We start from the raw sequence: 18307 nt of genomic DNA, 5'->3' as shown, positions 1-18307 counted from the left end.
CCGCCGACATCGTCACGACCCCGATGTCCCCGGCCTCGACGAAGATGGAGGGATGAGCGACGTGCTCGACCGTTTCACCTCCGCGACGCAGGACTGGTTCCGGGGGGCCTTCCCCGCGCCCACGCCGGCGCAGGCAGGCGCCTGGAATGCGATCTCCGCGGGCAAGCATGCGCTCGTGGTGGCACCGACCGGGTCGGGCAAGACACTGTCGGCGTTCCTGTGGGCGATCGACAGCGTGTTCCGGGAGCGCATGGCGGAGACCCCCCCTCCGGCGAAGGGCGAGCCGCGCACGCGCATCCTCTACATCTCTCCGTTGAAGGCGCTCGGCGTCGACGTCGAGCGCAACCTCCGCTCGCCCCTGATCGGCATCGGACAGTCGGCCAGACGGCTCGGAGTTCCGGCGCCGGCGGTGACGGTCGGCGTGCGCTCGGGCGACACGACCTCGAGCGACCGACGCAAGCTCGTGTCCGACCCGCCCGACATCCTCATCACGACCCCCGAGTCTCTGTACCTCATGCTGACGAGCCGCGCAGGTGAGACGCTGCGCGGCGTGCACACCGTGATCATCGACGAGGTGCACGCGGTCGCCGCCACCAAGCGCGGCGCGCACCTCGCCGTGAGCCTGGAGCGCCTCGACGCGCTGCGCCGCGCGAACGGCATCGAGACTCCCGCGCAGCGCATCGGACTCTCGGCCACCGTCCGCCCGATCGACGAGGTCGCCCGGTTCCTCGGCGGCTCGGCTCCGGTCGAGATCGTCGCGCCCCCCGCATCCAAGACCTTCGAGCTCGGCGTGGTCGTGCCGATGGATGACATGACCAACCCGCCGCCCCCTCCCGGCGTGCCGGGGGATGCGGCCGATGCCGAGTACTCCGAGGTCACCGGCTCGGTCTGGCCCCATGTGGAGGAGGCGATCGTCGACCGCATCCTGCAGAACAACTCGACGATCGTGTTCGCCAACTCCCGTCGCCTCGCCGAGCGCCTCACCGGGCGTCTGAACGAGATCTACTCCGAGCGGATCGGCGTCGAACTTCCGGCGGCGACCGTACCCGCCGCCATGATGGCGCAGGCCGGAGCGACCGCAGGTGCCGATCCCGTGCTCGCGAAAGCGCACCACGGTTCGGTCTCGAAGGAGCAGCGCGCGCAGGTCGAGGAAGAGCTCAAGTCCGGCGTGCTGCGCTGCGTCGTCGCGACGAGCAGCCTCGAGCTCGGCATCGACATGGGAGCGGTCGACCTCGTGATCCAGGTCGAGGCACCACCCTCGGCGGCCTCCGGTCTGCAGCGGGTGGGCCGCGCCGGTCACCAGGTGGGCGAGATCAGTCGCGCCGCGCTCTTCCCGAAGCACCGCGGCGACGTGCTGCACACCGCGATCGTGACCGAGCGGATGCTCGCGGGCAAGATCGAGGCGATCCAGGTGCCGCGCAACCCGCTCGACATCCTCGCGCAGCAGACCGTCGCCGCGAGCGCCCTCGGAGCCATCGGCGTCGAGGAGTGGTTCGAGACGGTTCGCCGGTCGGCGCCCTTCCAGGCTCTTCCGCGTTCGGCCTACGAGGCGACGCTCGATCTGCTCGCCGGTCGATTCCCGTCCGACGAGTTCGCCGAGCTGCGCCCCCGACTGGTGTGGGATCGCGATGCCGGCACGCTGACCGGGCGACCGGGAGCGCAGCGCATCGCGGTGACCAGTGGCGGCACGATCCCGGACCGCGGCCTGTTCGGCGTCTTCGTCGCCGGCGAATCGACGGGCGCGCGGGTCGGCGAGCTCGACGAGGAGATGGTCTACGAGTCGCGGGTGGGAGACGTGTTCACGCTCGGTACGACGAGCTGGCGGATCGCGGAGATCACCCACGACCGCGTCAACGTGATCCCGGCCTACGGGCAGCCGGGCAAGGTGCCGTTCTGGCACGGCGACGGGATCGGCCGCCCGTTCGAGCTCGGCGAGGCTCTGGGCGCGTTCTCCCGTGAGGTGTCGGCGGCCACTCCCGAGAAGGCGGCGCAGAGACTGATCGACGCCGGACTCGACGAGCAGGCGCGCGCGAACCTCATGGCGCACCTGACCGAGCAGCGCGAAGCGACGGGCACGCTCCCGACCGACCGCACGCTCACCGTCGAACGCGGTCGCGACGAGGTCGGCGACTGGCGTGTCATCCTGCATTCCCCCTACGGCATGAAGGTGCACGCACCCTGGGCGCTGGCGATCAACGCCCGGGTGCGTGAGCGCCTCGGCGTCGAGGGGTCGGCGGTCGCGAGCGACGACGGCATCATCGTGCGCATCCCCGACGCCGAGGCCGAGCCGCCCGGCGCAGAGCTGTTCGTGTTCGAGCCCGACGAGCTGGAACACCTGGTCACCGAAGAGGTGGGCGGCTCCGCCCTGTTCGCCTCCCGCTTCCGCGAGTGCGCGGCGCGGGCACTGCTCATGCCCCGCATGAACCCCAACAAGCGCACCCCGCTGTGGCAGCAGCGACAGCGGTCGGCTCAGCTGCTCGAGGTGGCCAGGCGCCATCCGACCTTCCCGGTGATCCTCGAGACCCTGCGCGAAGTGCTGCAGGACGTCTACGACCTCCCCTCGTTGCGCACCCTCGCGACGTCGATCGCCGACCGCCGCATCCGCCTCGTCGAGACCGAGCCCGGCCAGCCCTCGCCGTATGCCCGTGACCTGCTGTTCGGCTACGTGGGCGCCTTCATGTACGAGGGCGACTCCCCTCTCGCCGAGCGCAGAGCGGCCGCTCTCTCGGTCGACCCCGCACTGCTCGGCGAGCTGCTGGGCACGGTCGAGCTGCGCGAACTGCTCGACCCCGACGTGATCGCCCAGTTCGAGCGCGAGGCGCAGCGTCTCGACCCCGATCGCCGAGCGCGCGGACTCGAGGGCGTCGCCGACCTGCTGCGGATGCTCGGCCCCCTCGACGCCGACGAGGCGACGGCCCGCCTCGACCCCGACTCGATCGTCGACACCTCGGCAGCCGCCCTGCTCGACGAGTTGATCACCGCGCGCCGGGCGATCCCCGTGACCATCGCCGGCACGAGCCGGGTCGCGGCGATCGAAGATGCAGGACGCCTGCGCGATGCCCTGGGCGCTGCGCTCCCGACCGGTGTCCCTGTCGCCCTCCTCGAACCCGTCGCCGACCCGCTCGGCGACCTCGTCGCCCGCCATGCCCGCACGCACGGCCCGTTCACGACGGATGCCATCGCCGCCCGGTTCGGACTCGGCGCCGCGGTGGCCCGGCACACCCTGCAGCGCCTCGAGACCGCGGGGCGGATCACGAGCGGCTACTTCCTGCCGGAGGCGGCGGGCAGCGGCGATGCGATCGAATGGTGCGACACCGAGGTGCTGCGCCGCCTGCGGATGCGCTCGCTCGCCGCGATCCGTGGATCGGTCGAACCGGTCTCCCCCGAGGCGTACGCCCGATTCCTGCCCGACTGGCAGCACATCGGTCGCCCCCTCGACGGCGTCGACGGCGTGCTCAGCGTGATCGAGCAGTTCGCCGGTGTTCCGATTCCCGCGAGCGCCTGGGAATCGTTGGTCCTCCCCTCCCGCGTGCGCGACTACTCCCCCGGGATGCTGGATGAGCTGACGGCCGGCGGCGAGGTCATCTGGTCGGGGCACGGCACGCTTCCGGGGCGCGACGGCTGGGTGTCGCTGCATCCCGCCGACATCGCGCCCTTCACCCTCCCGGAACGCGACGCCGAGATCGCCTCCGACTCCCTGGAATCACGTATCCTCATCGCCCTCGACGTCGGCGGCGCCTACTTCGCCGGCCAGCTGAAAGAGATGGCCGCGGCCGAGAACGAGCAGTCCGTGCTCGAGGCGCTGTGGTCGCTGACGTGGTCGGGCTACGTCACCAACGACACCTTCGCCCCGATCCGCTCTCTTCTCGCCGGCGGCTCGCAGGCACACAAGGTGAAGCGCCGCGCCCCCCGTGCCCGCACCTACCGCGGCGTGTCCTTCACCGGATCCGCCGCACCGCGGCCCGCGTCGATCGGCGGACGCTGGTCGCTGCTGCCCGCACTCGAGACCGATCCCTCCCGTCGGGCGACCGTCACCGCCGGCCTCCTGCTCGACCGCTACGGCGTCGTGACCCGCGGCGCCGTGCAGGCCGAAGGCGTGCCCGGCGGCTTCGCGCAGGCCTATCGAGTGCTCGCCGGTTTCGAAGAGGCGGGGCACTGTCGCCGCGGCTACGTGATCGAGAAGCTCGGCGCCGCGCAATTCGCCGCCTCAGGCACCGTCGACCGACTGCGCACCTACGCGGGCCTCGCCGATCCACCACCCCGCACGGCCGTCACCCTCGCCGCGACCGACCCCGCGAACCCCTACGGTGCGGCGCTCGGCTGGCCCAAGCTCGACGGGGTGTCGCACCGCCCCGGGCGCAAGGCGGGAGGTCTGGTCGTCCTGGTCGACGGCACCCTGGTGCTCTCCCTGGAACGCGGTGGCCGCACGGTGCTGTCGTTCAGCGATGACGTCGACGTGCTGCGTGCCGCCACCGCCGACCTCGCTGCCACCGCGCGCAGCCGACGCCTGGATACCCTCACCGTCGAGAAGATCAACGGCGAGGGGGTCTACGGCACCGCACTCGCGCTCGCCCTGCAGGAGGCCGGCTTCGTGGCGACGCCGCGCGGATACACCCTCCGCAAGGTCGTCTGAGCGATGCCTCTACGCTGGAAGCCATGATCCGAGAGTTCGCCGCCGGCATCCGTACGCTGCTGCGGGGATTCGGCCTGTGGCGCACGCGGCCGGGCCTCATGGTGCTCGGACTGATCCCCGCGATCATCGCGCTGATCCTGCTCGCCGCCGCACTCGTGCCGCTGGTGCTCAGCATGCCGTCGCTGTCCGCCTGGCTGACCCCGTTCGCCGAGGGGTGGTTCGAGCCGTGGAGGGGTCTGCTGCGCGCCGCCGTGGGCCTCGTGATTGTGGCGGCCGCACTCGCGCTCGCCAGCGTCGTCTTCAGTGCCCTGACCCTGACCATCGGCGACCCCTTCTACCAGCGCATCTGGCACGCGGTCGAGGTCGACCTGGGCGAGGCGCCTCCGGCGGACGGCGGCAGCTTCTGGACAACGCTCGGCGAGGGGCTCCGGCTGATCCTGCTCGGCATCCTGATCGCGATCCTCGTGCTCCTGATCGGCCTCATCCCGGCGGTCGGCGGGTTCCTCGGCGCCATCTCCGGTGTGGTGCTCACCGGTCGGCTGCTCGCCCGCGAGCTCACGGGGCGCGCCTTCGACGCGCGCGAGCTCAGCCCGGCCGATCGCGCCGCCCTGTTCTCGGGCAGCCGCGCGCGGGTCCTCGGTTTCGGCGTCGCGACCCAGCTCTGCTTCCTGATCCCCGGCGGCGCGGTCGCGATCATGCCCGCCGCCGTCGCCGGCAGCACCATGCTCGCGCGGGACATGCTCGCCCGCACGGGCGCCACCGCACCGAGCCTGCCGGCAACTCCGCCACCACCCGCAGCACCGCACCCGCCGCACCCGCCGCACGCGCCCCTCGGAGCGCCCTGATGCCCGAGGGCGACACCGTCTTCCGCACCGCACGGCGCCTCGACGAGGCCCTGTCGGGTGCGGAGGTCACCCGATTCGACCTCCGGATCCCCCGGTTCGCGACCCTCGATCTGACCGGGCAGCCGGTGTACGGTGCACTCGCGCGCGGCAAGCACCTGCTGCTGCGTGTGGGCGACAGCACACTGCATTCGCATCTGCGCATGGACGGCGCCTGGTTCGTCTACCGACCCGGCGAGAAGTGGCGCCACCCGGCCTTCAAGGTGCGCGCGATCGTCGGCACGGCGCACCGCGAAGCCGTCGGCGTGGACATCGCCGAGATCGAGGTCGTCCCCACCCGGGACGAAGACCAGCTCGTCGGTCACCTGGGTCCGGATCCCCTCGCCGCCGACTGGGATGCGGCAGAGGCGGTCCGGCGCCTCGGGGCCGACACCCGCAGCATCCATGTCGCCCTCCTCGATCAGCGCAACGTCGCGGGATTCGGAAACGAGTACGCCGCAGAACTCCTGTTCCTGCGGGGAATCCTGCCGCCGACGCCGACGCCGGAGGTCGATGTCGCCGCCCTCCTCGACCTCGGTGCACGCACGATCCGCGCCAACAGCGATCGCGCCGACCGCACGTTCACCGGCGTCAATCGCGGCGGCCAGACCACCTGGGTGTACGGCCGCGCCGGACGCCCGTGCCGACGCTGCGGCACCCTCATCAGGCGCGGTGAGCAGGGCGCAGATCCGACCCGAGAACGCGTCACCTTCTGGTGCCCGTCCTGTCAACGCTGACAACATCCATCCGCGGGAATGAATCCGACCTCGCCGTGGTTGTTGGTATATCCGGAGAACTCCGGAGCACGGGAGGAATCGTGGGCAAGAACTACGTCGACATCGAGAACGACCAGGGCGCGACGCTGCGGTACCGCAAGCACGCGAACGGCCGGGGTCTCGTCGCGCATGGCGCGAAGGTGCACCCGAAGGCGCATATCGAGGCGGGTGCCTATATCGAACCGGGAGCGCGCGTCGGCGCCGGCGCGACGATCGCGCGCGGTGCCTGGATCGACGAGGACGCGGTGATCGGTGAGGGCGCGTTCGTGGACGCGCATGCGCACGTCGGCCACGGTGCGGCGATCGGCGATCACGCCTACGTGGGCGTGCGCACCGACATCGGCGCCGGGGCGCGCATCGTGCGCGGCGCGAGGATCGGCGACGACGAGACGGTTGCCGCCGGGCTCACCATCGCGACGGATCAGAAGGGTCTGTGGCTCGCCGCCTGAGGCGTCCGACCGCGGAGCCGGCTCACAGTAGGCGCCGCTCCGAGGCCCAGGCCGTGAGTTCATGACGCGACGACAGCTGCAGCTTCCGCAGCACGGATGACACGTGCGTCTCGACCGTCTTGATCGAGATGAACAGCTCGGACGCGACCTCCTTGTACGCGTAGCCCCGGGCGATGAGGCGCATGACCTCCTGCTCGCGCGCCGAGAGCCGGTCGAGTTCGTCGGTCGCCGTCGCTGTCTCGCCGGCCACCGCACCGAACGCGTCCAGCACGAAGCCGGCGAGCCGCGGAGAGAACACCGCATCCCCGTCGGCCACTGCGCGCACCGCGCTGCTGACCTCCACACCCGACGACCCCTTGGTGATGTAGCCCCTGGCGCCGGCGCGGATCACGCGCACGACATCGGCCGCCGCGTCCGACACGCTCAGCGCGAGGAACCGGGCGGCGGTGGGAGACGAGCCGCGGATCACGGCCTCGCCTCCGGCCGCATCGTCTCCGCTGCCCCCTGGCAGGTGCACGTCGAGGAGTACGACATCGGGCTGCGTCTCGCCGATCACCGCGATCGCGGACGGCACGTCGGCGGCCTCTCCGACCACGTCGACGCTCGCGTCGAGGTCGGCGCGCAGCCCGGAGCGGAAGATCGAGTGGTCGTCGACGATCACGACCCGGATGCTGTCAGCCATGGTTCTCCTCCCGGGAGGCGGTCTGGCGCGGCGCCGGTCGATCCTGGAGCGCGCTCGTGGTGATGCGAAGGCGCACCTCGGTGCCGTTGCCATCGCTGCGGACCTCTCCGGTGCCGCCCGCACGGCGCATGCGGCCGATGATCGACTCCCGCACTCCCAGGCGATCGCTGGGCACGTCGTCGAGTCGGAATCCCGCCCCCCGATCGCGGATGAACACGTCCACCCCCGAGGCGCTTCCCTCGATGTACACGGAGATCTCCCCACCCGCGTGCCGGGCCGCGTTCAGGATCGCCTCCCGCGCCGCCGCGGCGAGCTCCCCGCTCGCCCGCTCGGTCGACAGCCCGGCCGAGACGACGTCGATGCGCACGGGGTAGTCGAGTTCGAGCGCTCCCGCATAGTCGCGCAGGTCGGTCGGAAGATCACTGTCGGCGGGGGCATCGCCGTCGTACAACCAGGCACGCAGCTCGCGCTCCTGCGCCCTGGCGAGCCGTGCGGCTTCGCTGGAGGCCCCCGCCCTGTTCTGGATCAGCGCCAGTGTCTGCAGCACCGAGTCGTGCAGGTGGGCGGCCATCTGACTGCGCTGCTCCTCCCGGATGCGGCGCACCCGCTCACCCGACAGCTCCCGCCACCGCGGGATCAGCGTCGACGACACCACGGCGGCGAGCCCGACCAGTGGGAGGAGCACCAGCGCCACACCCGAGCGCGCCACCGGCCAGGACAGCAGAACCGTGACCAGCAGGGCGAGCAGCAGGATCGCGAGGATCCGGATGCTCAGGGTGTGCCGGGGCCCGCGCGCGGTGTCGGTGCGATCTATGAGCGTGGCCCAGAGACCGGCACCCGTCGCGAAGGCCACGGTGCCACCGACGACGACGGCCGCGGTGCCGGGCGGGATCGATCCGCTCAGCCAGTCGCTGCCTCCTCGCCAGACGAGGACGACGAGCATCCCGACCGCGGCAGGGGCGAGCAGCAGCCAGGCCACCGGCATCCGTCTGGTCGGCGCGCTCTCGCCCTCCGCCCAGGGCGTGAACATCCAGCACCAGGCGTAGAGGAGCACTCCTGCACCGCCGCACAGCTTCCTGCTCTGGGTCGCCGGTATCGGCGTCGCCCGCTCCGAGGGCTGGCTGGGCGGGGTCGCCGCTGGCATCGCCGCGCGCCTGCGCATCGACCCGCTGATCGTGCGGGGGGTGCTCGTGGTCGCCGCACTGTTCGGACTCCCGGTGATCTTCCTCTACGCCGCCGCCTGGGCGCTGCTGCCGGACGTCGACGGGCGGGTGCACGTGCGCGACCTGCTGTGCCGCGACTACCAGCCCGTGCAGTGGGGCATCCTGGCGATGGCCGTCATCGGCCTGTTCCCCACGGCACCACTCGCGGGCCGCCTGTTCGGACTCGGATACGACGGCTGGTCGGCTCTCTCCCTCATCAGCTGGATCCTCGGGCTCGTGCTCGTCGCCAGCCTGCTCTTCCTGATCGTGCGTGCTGCCAGCCGCACCCCTGCTCGCCCGTGGCGTGCGGCCGGTGGTCCGGGTGCCTCGCTCGCCCTCACCCCGCCCGCACCGCCGGTTCCGCTGCCGCCCGGTTCTCAAGACCCTGCGGCCCTCGAGGCCTGGCGCGCTCAGCACGCCGCCTGGAAGGAACAGGATCAGGCATGGCGGCGCCAGCAGCAGGATGTCGAACGGGCTGCCCGTGACCAGCTGCGCCGCGAGCGCCAGGCCGAGGCCGCGGTGTTCGCCGCAGAGGCGGCCGAGCGCCGTCGCATCCGCCGGGCATCGAACCCGCGGGCGGGCTTCGCTTTCGCCGCGACCATGATCGGTCTCGCCATCATCACGGGTGCCGCCGTCGGTCTCGTCACCGGCGGTGAGTCCCTCGGCGGAGCGCTGGGACTACTCGCCGCCGCACTCATCCTCGCGCTCGGCATGATCGTCGCCGGAGCGTTCCGTCGCCGCAGCGGCTTCCTGGCCTTCGCGACCGTGCTCACGCTGATGGGCGGACTGGTGGCCGGTGCATTCTCAACCCTTCAGGGCTTCACGCCCGGCTGGGCGTCGATCTCCAACAACCGGGCGGAGCACATCAGTCAGCCGTTCGGAGACCTCTATCTCTCGCTGAACCAGCATGACGGCGCGCCCCGGCCGATCGTGATCGAGAAGGGTTCCGGCACCACCGAGATCTACGTCGATGCGGGAGTGGAGCTCGAGCTTCGCGCGACGCTCGACACCGGGACGGCGCACTGGACGCGGGTGGAGGGTGAGACCGCGACCATCATCGACAGCGGCATCTGGTCCTTCGAGGACCGCGGCGGCGAGTCCGTCATCGTCCAGGACATCTCCTCGGACCGTGTGTCTGCGACCACCGTCCAGCCCGTCACCATCGATCAGACCAGTGGTGCCATCAACGTCACCATCTACGAGCCCGTGAAGGAAGACCAGTGATGAGCACGCCCACGATCACCGAGACCACCACCCCGCCCCGCACCCGCTGGGCCGCCATCATCTGGGGCCTCCTGTTCTCCTCCGTCGCGGCGATCGCGCTCTGGATGCTCGCCGACGCCGATCAGCGCGAGACCCTCGCAGACGGGCTGTTGGCCCTGACCCTGACCACCGTCAACATGATCCTCGTGTTGACGATCGGTGTGCTGCTGCTCGTCGGCGGAGCCGTCGGGCTGATCCGCCGCGCCCAGCGCACGCTCGCTGCCACGGCACCGGCGCCGCTGCACGAGGTGCCGGACCGCAGCGCCGAGTAACCTTGACCCCATGGCGAATCAGGGAAGACGGCCCGCGAAGGGCGCAAGCAGGGGCACGCCTGTGCGCCGGAACAAGGCCGCCCCCGCCGAGCGGTTCCCCCCACAGAAGCCGAAGAAGCCGACCGCCAAGGTCGTCTTCGACGCTCCTCAGCCCGAACCCGAGGCACCGCGCACCTTCCGGCTGGGCGCGGTGCCAGGGGCGACACCCGGCAAGTGGATCGATGCGTGGAAGCAGCGGATGCCACGAGTGCCGCTCGAGCTCGTTCCGATCGAGGCCGCTACACAGCGGGCCGCGCTCGACGGGGTCGACGCGGCGCTGGTGCGTCTGCCTCTCACGGACGAGTCGCTGCACATCATCCCGCTGTACGACGAGCTCCCGGTCGTGGTCGCGGCAGCAGACTCGCACCTGATGGCGGCCGCTGAGCTCACGGGCTCCGACCTCGAGGGCGAAGTCGTGATCGGGCTGGCCGACGACGTGCTCGGCCCGCTCGATCTCCCCGGGACTCTCCCGGCGACCTTCGCCGCACTCCCGACCGGCGAGGCAGTCGCGACGGCGGCATCCGGAGTCGGCATCGTGGTCGTCCCGATGTCCCTCGCCCGCCTGCACCACCGCAAGGATGCCGATCACCGCGTCCTCGCGGACGGACCGACATCGACGGTCGCCCTGGTCTGGCCGCGCGAGCGCACCACGCCCGACGTCGAGACTTTCGTCGGCATCGTCCGCGGTCGCACGACCAACTCCTCGCGGTGACCGCGTCGGCTCGGCCTCGCGCGATCGTTAGAATCTCCTGATGGCCTCGCTTCTCTACGTCTGCGTGCGGCCCGAGATCGGGGCGGCGGATGCCGAGCATGCCTCTTTCCGCCGGGCCCTCGGTGTCGACGTGGTCGACCGGCTCGATCTGCTGCAGACGCCGCTGCACATCGAGCGTCTGCGAGGGTACCGCGGCGTCGTGGTCGGGGGCTCGCCGTTCAACGTCTCCGACACGGTGAAGTCCGCGGAGCAGCTGCGGGTCGAAGCCGACCTCCGCACACTGGCGGACGCGGCGATGGCGGCCGAGATCGCGGTGTTCTTCACCTGCTTCAGCATCGGCGTGGTGACCCGCATGCTCGGGGGCGAGGTCGTGACCGACACCCCTGAACCCGCGAGCGCCACCGTGATCGACACGACCGCAGCCGGTGCAGCCGACCCCGTGTTCGGCCCCAGCGGCTCGGCTCTCACGGTCTTCACGGCGCACAAGGAGAGCGCGGCGAGCACGCCTCCCGGTGCCGTGCTGCTGGCGACGAACGAGACCTGTCCGGTGCAGGCCTACCGCGTGGGCACGCACCTGTACGCGGCGCAGTTCCACCCCGAGCCCACTCCGCGCGACTTCGCCGACCGCATGACGTTCTACCGCACCACCGGCTACTTCGACCCCGACGAGTTCGACGCGGTGCAGCAGCAGGTGCTCGCGGCATCGGTGACCGAGGGCGCAGCGCTCCTGCGCCGCTTCGCCGAGACCTTCGCCTGAGTCGGGGAACCCGCGTCAGCTCGCGGCCGCGTCCCGCAGCAGCGCCACACGCTCGCGCAGATATGCCTCCAGCGGCATGAAACCGCCCGCGGTGCTCCAGCGCACGGACGGCACCCCGTCGATCAGGGCGAGCGGCCCGGAGGAGCCTCCGGCATCCACCCCGTCGACGTCGATGACGCTCCACCCCACGTGCACGACCTCACCCTCGCCGAAGCCACCGCGCAGTGCCTCGGCTCGGCGCTCGGCACGCTCCCTGGCCGACACCGCGGTGTAGCCGCGGCGCCCGGGGTCGGCCGCGCGCAGCACCTCCGCCGTCGCCAGCGCGTGCGTCTCTGTCAGCAGCAGCACGCCCAGGTGCCAGGCGTCTCCGACCCGCACGATGCGACGCCCGCGCCACCGGGAATCGCGCTGCTCGCCGAGTCCCTCCTTCGGGGCGTCCTGCAGATCCTTCACGGCCTGGGTCAAGAGTGCGGATGCGGTGGTCACAGTTCTCCCTGCGTGGACTCGGCGGCCCGCTCCGGCCCGACGACCTCCGCGCGGTCGCCGCGGAGAGTCATGCCGATGAGCGGATACAGCAGCACCGACAGCATGCCGGCGCCGACCAGCGCCGCGGCCGTGCCGGTGTCGATCATGTCCTGGTCGACACCGATCGCCGTCACGGCGACGATGATCGGCAGACCGGTCGCGGCGAGGAGCCCCAGGGCCGCGCGATCGCGAGCACTCGCTCCGGGCGGGGCCGACAGCTGCGCCGCCGATCCGCGGATCACGAGCAGAGCGATCAGGAAGATCGGCACCAGAGCCAGCGCCGACGGCGATGTGAGCAGCGCCTGCAGGTCGAACGTGACACCCGTGTAGAGGAAGAAGATCGGCACGAGGAATCCGAAGGCGATCGCCTCGATCTTGCTCTCGACCTCTTCCGCATCCTTCTTCGGCGCGCGCGCCATGATGATGCGCCAGATCGCACCGGCCACGAACGCTCCCAGCAGCATGTCGAGGTCGAGCATGACGCTGAGCCCCACGAGGGCGGCGATGAGGAGGATCACGAAGCGCACGCCGAACTGATCCGAGGTGTGCAAGGTGGCGCGGACGATGCGGTGCAGCCGTCCGTGCGACACGCGCGTGGCCAACAGCACGGCGAGACCGGCGAGCACGACGAAGGTCAGGAGCACAGCGGTGGCGATCGGAGTGGTCCGCGTGCTCAGGAAGATCGAGATCGCGATGAGCGGCAGGAACTCGCCGACCGCACCGATCGCGCTGATCGCACGACCGAAGGGCGAGTCGAGCTCTCGGGCGTCGCGCAGGATCGGCATCAGCGTTCCCAGCGCCGTCGAGCTGAGGGCGATCCCGATCACCACCATCCCCTCACCCGGCGCGAAGAAGAAACCCAGGCCGATGCCCAGCATCACGCTGAGCAGCCACCCGAGCGATGCCCGGGCGAGCGGCCTGCCCGCGACCTTCGTGAAGTCGATCTCGGTGCCCGCGACGAAGAACAGCAGCGCCAGGCCGAAGTCGCTGAGCTTCTCCAGCAGCGGTCCCGTCTCGACCCAGCCGAGAACCGCGGGACCGATGAGGATGCCGAGAACGAGCTCGAACACCACGATCGGCACCCGGACCACCGGCCGCACGCCACGGGCGAGCAGGGGTGCGGCGACAGCCAGCAGGGGCACCAGCACCAGGCCGAGGTCGCTCGCTTCCATGCTCTCAGGGTAGGTGAGGCGGCCGTCGCGCGGGTGCAGGGCATCGCGCGGTGCTCTCGCGATTCGCCCGCTCGGCGCATCCACGGCAGAATCGATGCACACCCTCGAGGAGTCCCCATGTCTCAGCCCGATACCGCCCGCCTGCTCATCGCCTGCGACGATCAGCCCGGCATCGTCGCCGCCGTCGCCGGCGTGCTCGCTCAGCACGGGGCGAACATCATCTCCCTCGACCAGCACTCGACGGACTCCGAGGGCGGACGCTTCTTCCAGCGCACCGTCATCCACCTCGACGGGCTCTCGGCCGCGCGCCCCGCGCTCGAAGCCGACATCGCCGGCGTCGCCGAGCGCTTCGGCATGGAGTGGTCGCTGCACGACGTGGCCCGGCGCAAGCGCGTCGCGATCTTCGTCTCGAAGTACGACCACTGCCTGATGGAGCTGCTGTGGCGCACTCAGCGCGGGCAGCTCGACATCGACATCACGATGGTCGTCTCCAACCACCCCGACCTGGCCGAGGCCGTCCGGTCGTTCGGCGTGCCGTTCGTGCACATCCCCTCCGGCGACAAGGCCGCCATGGAGGAGCGCCAGCTGGAGCTGCTGCGCGGCAACGTCGATCTCGTCGTGCTCGCGCGCTACATGCAGATCCTCACCGACGATTTCATTACCCGGCTCGAGGCCCCGGTGATCAACATCCACCACTCGTTCCTGCCCGCGTTCATCGGTGCGAACCCGTATGCGCGGGCCAAGGATCGCGGCGTCAAGCTGATCGGTGCGACCGCGCACTACGCGACGGCCGACCTCGACGAGGGGCCGATCATCGAGCAGGACGTCACGCGCGTGACCCACTCCGAATCGGCCGCCGAGCTGCAGAGCCGCGGCGCCGACGTCGAGCGTCTGGTGCTCGCGCGCGCCGTGCAGTGGCATGCCGAGGATCGCGTGATCGTGCACGGCAAGTCCACGGTCATCCTCTAGAGGAGCGAGCGTACCGCCTCGCGAACACAGAGAATCCTCAGCGGGGCCGCGTCAGGATCGGGCACCGATCACGTCGACCGCGAGCCCGTGGGAAGCAGCTGCGAGGCGTCTGTCGTTCGTCCACAGTTCGGTGCAGCCCGCGATCTGAGCCGCAGCGAGATGCACGGCATCTGGCGTCTTCAACCCGAAATCCGCCCGGAGTTCCGCGCAACGGATGAAGACCGTCGCGTCCAACGTCACTTCTTCGAGGTGTTCGAACATCGCGAGGTAGCGGTCGCGCAGCTCGGGATTGCGCCCCCGCAGCGGGCCGACCAAGCACTCCTGAAGCGCCAGAGGACTCGAGGCCACCGCGACGTCCACCTCTCGGAGAGCGTTTCGGACGGCGTCTCCCCGAGGCCCGTCGTCTTCGATGGCGTAGATCAGGATGCAGGAGTCGAGGTAGATCATTCCCAGGCGTCTCGGCTTTCCGCGATCTGCGCGTCGAGCTCGGCAGCCGAACGGGCCAGCCGCCCGGGCAACGGGTCGCTCTCGAGCCACTCGACGAGGAGCCGCCCGCTGCGGACGAGATCGACCGGCCCGATCGGGACGAGCTTCGCTACCGGCTTCCCTCGCTTGGTGATGACGACATCTTCGCCCGCCTGAGAGTCCGCGATCAGCCTCGAGAGACTGTTGCGCGCGTCGAGAACATTGTGACTGCTCATATGTCCATGTTAGCCAAGAACCTGGCTATGTTAACACTCAGTGCACCTTCGCCTCCAGGCAGTCCCTTCACGCTCTTGTTCGTCGATGAGCGTCAGGGAGCGACCGGAACCCCCGCGACCAGTTCGGCGAACACGTCCGCGGCGGTCTCGTGGCGCACGAGCGGCGCGCCCTGCCCCATCCACAGCGACTGCAGCGCGCCCAGGTTCTGCTCCCCCGCGGCAGCCCGGAAGCGACCGGTGAGCCAGTTCTGCATCGGGAACGGCGCGATCGTGCCGCTGGCTTCGATGGCGCGCACGACGCGGTTGCGCGCACCACGGGCCAGACGCCCGCTCATCGCCCGCGTGAGCACGGTCTCGTCGGCAGCGGTCGAGCGGATCGCGTCGCGGTGCGCCTGGTTGGTCGCCGACTCCGAGGCGGCGAGGAAGGCCGTCCCGACCTGCACGCCCGCGGCCCCGAGAGCGAACGCCGCGGCCACACCGCGTCGATCGGCGATGCCTCCGGCCGCGATCACGGGCACGTCCACCGCATCGACGACCTGCGGGATCAGGGCGAAGGTCCCGACGAGTGACTCCTCGGCAGGGCGCAGGAACGACACCCGATGCCCGCCGGCCTCCGCCCCGGTCGCGACCACGGCATCCACTCCCGCTGCGGCGAGCGCGACCGCCTCGGCCACGGTGGTCGCCGTGCCGACGATCCGGATACCGCGATGGTGCGCCTCTCGGACCACATCGGCGGACGGCACCCCGAACACCACGCTCAGCACCGTGGGCTCGATCTCCCAGATCGCGTCGAGCTGCTCCTCCAGGGCGGGGGTGTAGCGCTCCGGTCTGCTCGGCACGTCGAGACCCACGGCCTCGTAGAAGGGTTGCAGCGCCTGGGCGAACACCGTGTGCTGCGGGTTCGGTTCGACCTCGTCGCCCGTGGGAAGCCAGATGTTCACCGCGAACGGCCGATCGGTAGCCGCACGCAGCTCGGCTCCGGTCGCGCAGATGCGGTCGCCCTCGTAGCCGTACAGGCCGAATGAGCCCAGTCCGCCGGCGTTGCTCACCGCCGCGGTGAGCGCGATCGAGGAGAGCCCGCCGAACGGGCCGAGGATGATCGGATGCTCGATCCCGAGCAGGGCGCGAAGGTCACTCATGCTTCGACGTTACGCCCGCGCCGCACCCCCGGGGTCGACCGTGACGGGTCCGACCTGCAGACCCCGGTGATACCCTCGCTGCAGGAGGGAGAGCGCACATGAGCGAGTGGTTCGGGCAGATGCTGAGCTTCGTCGCGACCGCGCTCGGGCTCGTCTCGATGCCCGATGCGGCAGCTCTCGGCCTCGCGATCGCGGTGCTCGCGGTCACGGCCCTCACGCTCGCGATCGTGCTGAGCGTGCGCCCCGAAGCCACCGCAGACGCCCCGCATCCGCTGCGGGCGATCGACATCGGCACCCTCCTCACGCAGAGCGATCCTGATGCCGCAGGCCACCCACGGCCTCGGGCGCCGGGAGTCGCGAGCGCCGCGTAGTCCGTTCACACGACGGGACCGCGCGGCCTTCGCCGACCCTTCCCGACGCCACGAACGGACTCTTGCATGGACATCTTCGCCTTTCCCTCTCTCGCCACCCTCCTCGACGCCGCCTACGGCGCCCTGACCGGGCTCTCCGACCTGCTCACCCCTCTCGCCGGAGCCTCGGCCGCCGCCCTCGCCGTCATGCTCGTTACCCTGTTGGTGCGGGCGCTGCTCATCCCCGTCGGCATCTCCCAGGCCAAGGCCGAGCAGACCAGGGCGCGCCTCGCGCCGAAGCTGCGCGAGCTCCAGCGGCGCCACAAGAAGAACCCCGAGCGTCTGCAGAAGGAGACGATGGCGCTGTACCGCGCCGAGAACACCTCGCCGTTCGCGGGGATGCTCCCGGTGCTGGCGCAGGCCCCCGTCGTCGGCATCCTGTACACGCTGTTCCTGCGCCCGGAGATCGCGGGACACGCGAACGAGCTGCTCGCGCACGACCTGTTCGGCGCACCTCTGGGCACGAGTCTGATCGCGGCGCTCTTCGGCGGCACGGCGACTGCGGCCACGTTCCTCGTCTTCGGGGTGCTCCTGGCGGTGATGATCGCGGCCGCGGAGGTCACCCGCCGTATGTTCCGCCCGACACCGGTCGACGCCGACGACTCCCCGCTGAACTCCCCCGTCATGCTGCGTGTCGTCTCGGCGATGCACTACATGACCGCGGTCTTCGCCGCGTTCGTGCCGCTCGCCGCCGCGCTGTACCTCACCGTCACGGTGGTGTGGACGCTCGTGCAGCGCATCATCCTGCGTCGGCGGTTCCCGCTGCCGGCGCAGGGTGTCAGTCGGGCAGCGGTATCGGCGCGGTGAAGGGACCGGAGGGGCCTCCGTCGCGGCGGTCCCTCCGCACACCGAGCGTGGTCCCCACGCTCGCGGCGATCACGAGGGCGATGGCCAGCAGCCGCAGCGGGGTCGCATCCTGCCCGAGGATGAGCCATCCGGCGAGGGTGGCGAAGGCGGGCTCGAGGCTCAGCAGCACGCCGAACACTCGTTGCTGCAGACGGCGCAGCGCCGCGAGCTCGAAGCTGTAGGGGATCACCGACGACAGCACCGCGGTGATCGCCGCGAGCAGCAGGAGCTGCGGATCCATCGCCACCGTCGATGCGGCCGGGATGCCGACCGGGATGAGCAGCACCGCGGCGACCACGAGCCCCATGGCCAGGCCGCTGCTGCCGGGGATGAGCGCGCCGACGCGGGCGCTCATCCGGATGTACATGGCCCAGAAGCCGGCGGCGATGAGGATGAACACCACCCCGAGCGGGTCGAGGGGTTCGGCGCCGATCAGGCCGTCGATGCCCAGCACGACCATGCCGAGCAGGGCCACGCCGACCCAGGTGAAGTCCGAGAGCTTCCGGGTGAGCACGGCGGCGAGCACCAGTGGCCCGAGGAACTCGATCGCGACGGCCGGCCCCAGGGGGATGCGATCGATCGCGGCGTAGAAGAAGCCGTTCATCGCGGCGAGGGAGACGCCGAAGAGCACGGCGGCCAACCACTGCGGGCGGGTCCACTTCCGCGGCTGCGGCCGCACGATGACGACCAGCAGGACCGCGGCGATCGCGACGCGCAGCGAGGTCACACCCCAGGGTCCCAGAACCGGGAACAGCTGAGCGGCGACCGCGGCCCCGAAGGGAAGAGAGAGGCAGGAGCCGATGACGAGTGCGACCCCCACGAGGGGGCCGGACGCGGCGGGCTTCTGCACCAGACAAGCTTAGGCGGCGGCCCCTCTCC

The 18307-nt window shown here is 70.9% G+C and carries 19 protein-coding genes; 11 read left to right on the top strand and 8 right to left on the bottom strand.

Features of this window, described 5'->3' with window-relative positions; translation table 11 throughout:
- Positions 1–52 precede the first annotated feature (52 nt).
- The 4 genes from KY497_RS06290 to KY497_RS06275 all read left to right on the top strand — a co-directional run bounded on the left by KY497_RS06290 (position 53) and on the right by KY497_RS06275 (position 6739).
- Positions 53–4633, top strand: a complete 4581-nt coding sequence (locus KY497_RS06290; RefSeq protein ID WP_219870095.1) for an ATP-dependent helicase — start codon at positions 53–55, stop codon at positions 4631–4633.
- Positions 4634–4656: 23 nt separating this feature from the next.
- On the top strand, positions 4657–5478 hold the full coding sequence (locus KY497_RS06285) for an EI24 domain-containing protein (protein WP_219870094.1): 822 nt from the start codon (positions 4657–4659) through the stop codon (positions 5476–5478).
- Positions 5478–6251: a DNA-formamidopyrimidine glycosylase family protein gene (locus tag KY497_RS06280; protein WP_219870093.1), complete on the top strand. Its 774-nt coding sequence runs from the start codon at positions 5478–5480 to the stop codon at positions 6249–6251. Before KY497_RS06285 ends, KY497_RS06280 begins: the two co-directional genes overlap by 1 nt.
- Before the next feature lie 80 nt (positions 6252–6331).
- Positions 6332–6739 (top strand): DapH/DapD/GlmU-related protein, encoded by a 408-nt coding sequence (locus KY497_RS06275; RefSeq protein ID WP_017829277.1) that lies wholly within the window; start codon positions 6332–6334, stop codon positions 6737–6739.
- 22 nt (positions 6740–6761) lie between these two features.
- Here the strand turns inward: KY497_RS06275 and KY497_RS06270 are convergent, their stop codons facing one another.
- Together KY497_RS06270 and KY497_RS06265 are read right to left on the bottom strand one after the other, a co-directional pair.
- Positions 6762–7421, bottom strand: coding sequence for a response regulator transcription factor (locus KY497_RS06270; RefSeq protein WP_055865721.1), 660 nt, complete (start codon positions 7419–7421; stop codon positions 6762–6764).
- Positions 7414–8565, bottom strand: a complete 1152-nt coding sequence (locus KY497_RS06265) for a sensor histidine kinase (protein WP_258185939.1) — start codon at positions 8563–8565, stop codon at positions 7414–7416. The genes KY497_RS06270 and KY497_RS06265 overlap by 8 nt, the downstream gene beginning before the upstream one ends.
- On the opposite strand from KY497_RS06265, the gene KY497_RS06260 reads away from it, so the two are divergent.
- The 4 genes from KY497_RS06260 (at position 8498) to KY497_RS06245 (ending at position 11666) form a co-directional block, all read left to right on the top strand.
- On the top strand, positions 8498–9847 hold the full coding sequence (locus KY497_RS06260) for a PspC domain-containing protein (RefSeq protein WP_219870307.1): 1350 nt from the start codon (positions 8498–8500) through the stop codon (positions 9845–9847). The two genes, KY497_RS06265 and KY497_RS06260, sit on opposite strands and share 68 nt — an antisense overlap.
- Positions 9847–10158 carry a hypothetical protein gene (locus tag KY497_RS06255; protein ID WP_219870092.1) on the top strand — a complete coding sequence of 104 codons (312 nt, stop codon included), beginning with the start codon at positions 9847–9849 and terminating at the stop codon, positions 10156–10158. Before KY497_RS06260 ends, KY497_RS06255 begins: the two co-directional genes overlap by 1 nt.
- A 61-nt stretch (positions 10159–10219) precedes the next feature.
- On the top strand, positions 10220–10909 hold the full coding sequence (locus tag KY497_RS06250; RefSeq protein WP_219870091.1) for a substrate-binding domain-containing protein: 690 nt from the start codon (positions 10220–10222) through the stop codon (positions 10907–10909).
- A gap of 40 nt (positions 10910–10949) precedes the next feature.
- Positions 10950–11666 carry a GMP synthase gene (locus KY497_RS06245; RefSeq protein WP_055865736.1) on the top strand — a complete coding sequence of 239 codons (717 nt, stop codon included), beginning with the start codon at positions 10950–10952 and terminating at the stop codon, positions 11664–11666.
- A 15-nt stretch (positions 11667–11681) separates the two neighbouring features.
- On the opposite strand, the gene KY497_RS06240 is transcribed toward KY497_RS06245, so the two are convergent.
- Positions 11682–12152: a glutaminase gene (locus tag KY497_RS06240; protein ID WP_219870090.1), complete on the bottom strand. Its 471-nt coding sequence runs from the start codon at positions 12150–12152 to the stop codon at positions 11682–11684.
- On the bottom strand, positions 12149–13363 hold the full coding sequence (locus KY497_RS06235; protein WP_219870089.1) for a cation:proton antiporter: 1215 nt from the start codon (positions 13361–13363) through the stop codon (positions 12149–12151). Before KY497_RS06235 ends, KY497_RS06240 begins: the two co-directional genes overlap by 4 nt.
- A gap of 117 nt (positions 13364–13480) precedes the next feature.
- Here KY497_RS06235 and purU point away from each other — a divergent pair, with 117 nt between their 5' ends.
- Positions 13481–14332: a formyltetrahydrofolate deformylase gene (purU, locus tag KY497_RS06230; RefSeq protein WP_017829285.1), complete on the top strand. Its 852-nt coding sequence runs from the start codon at positions 13481–13483 to the stop codon at positions 14330–14332.
- A 51-nt stretch (positions 14333–14383) separates the two neighbouring features.
- Here purU and KY497_RS06225 read toward each other — a convergent pair whose 3' ends face one another.
- The 3 genes from KY497_RS06225 to KY497_RS06215 form a co-directional block, all read right to left on the bottom strand.
- Positions 14384–14779 carry a type II toxin-antitoxin system VapC family toxin gene (locus KY497_RS06225; protein WP_141387512.1) on the bottom strand — a complete coding sequence of 132 codons (396 nt, stop codon included), beginning with the start codon at positions 14777–14779 and terminating at the stop codon, positions 14384–14386.
- Positions 14776–15033, bottom strand: coding sequence for a type II toxin-antitoxin system Phd/YefM family antitoxin (locus KY497_RS06220; protein WP_055874273.1), 258 nt, complete (start codon positions 15031–15033; stop codon positions 14776–14778). Before KY497_RS06220 ends, KY497_RS06225 begins: the two co-directional genes overlap by 4 nt.
- A 92-nt stretch (positions 15034–15125) precedes the next feature.
- Positions 15126–16172 (bottom strand): nitronate monooxygenase family protein, encoded by a 1047-nt coding sequence (locus tag KY497_RS06215; protein WP_219870088.1) that lies wholly within the window; start codon positions 16170–16172, stop codon positions 15126–15128.
- Between the two features lie 98 nt (positions 16173–16270).
- On the opposite strand from KY497_RS06215, the gene KY497_RS06210 reads away from it, so the two are divergent.
- Both KY497_RS06210 and KY497_RS06205 read left to right on the top strand, forming a co-directional pair.
- Positions 16271–16543, top strand: coding sequence for a DUF6412 domain-containing protein (locus KY497_RS06210; protein WP_055874279.1), 273 nt, complete (start codon positions 16271–16273; stop codon positions 16541–16543).
- A gap of 66 nt (positions 16544–16609) precedes the next feature.
- Positions 16610–17389, top strand: a complete 780-nt coding sequence (locus KY497_RS06205) for a YidC/Oxa1 family membrane protein insertase (RefSeq protein ID WP_141387517.1) — start codon at positions 16610–16612, stop codon at positions 17387–17389.
- Here KY497_RS06205 and KY497_RS06200 read toward each other — a convergent pair.
- Positions 17361–18278: a DMT family transporter gene (locus KY497_RS06200; protein WP_141387519.1), complete on the bottom strand. Its 918-nt coding sequence runs from the start codon at positions 18276–18278 to the stop codon at positions 17361–17363. The genes KY497_RS06205 and KY497_RS06200 overlap by 29 nt on opposite strands.
- Positions 18279–18307 lie beyond the last annotated feature (29 nt).

Source organism: Microbacterium sp. PAMC22086, assembly GCF_019443525.1.
GTDB lineage: Bacteria > Actinomycetota > Actinomycetes > Actinomycetales > Microbacteriaceae > Microbacterium > Microbacterium maritypicum.
Note: the sequence above shows the minus strand (reverse complement) of the source record. Positions and strands in the feature narration are given on the sequence as shown.